Below are 518 nucleotides of genomic sequence, written 5' to 3'. Positions count from 1 at the left end.
CACTGCCACGTGCTCTGTCGCTAAGTGCTGGCGAATCGCCGCCAACAGGTGCGCCTTGGCTTGGTGCTCAGTGTTGGGATATTTTTCTTGATCAAACAGTTGCGCGTAACGCTCAGCTTGGGCCTCTTGACTAGCCGTAAAAGCGCGACCTTGACGTTGGCTCTGAGCAGGATTTGCAGTGCTAAAATCCATAAGGGTACTGGAGGCTGCCACATCCGCTGAGGCAGTCGGATTTGATTGACAACCTGTAAGCACAAGCGACGCACTACCAACTAGCAAAGCGATAGAGGTTAATTTGCTTGTTTGAGATACATGACCATTATTATTTTTATTGTCAGTGATAGGCAAATAATTACTCGCCATCTCAGAGTAGCACTGTCGATTACGGTTATTAACATGGTTTGATGACATAAGAATCTCTTTGTATAAATAGCCAGTCGTTAACGGATGTACATTAGTACTGTACTTTATATCACAAGACGTTACAATTTAGTAATATTAAGACCTATTTTTAAAGA

Annotated in this window: 1 protein-coding gene; it reads right to left on the bottom strand. The window is 43.4% G+C overall.

Features of this window, described 5'->3' with window-relative positions; all coding sequences use genetic code 11:
* Positions 1 to 411: hypothetical protein (locus ACS8FC_RS20890; protein ID WP_439298190.1), on the bottom strand; the 411-nt coding region annotated here is incomplete at its 3' end.
* Positions 412 to 518 lie beyond the last annotated feature (107 nt).

Source organism: Psychrobacter sp. 1Y4 (assembly GCF_051847555.1).
This window is presented reverse-complemented; position numbering and strand designations above follow the sequence as displayed.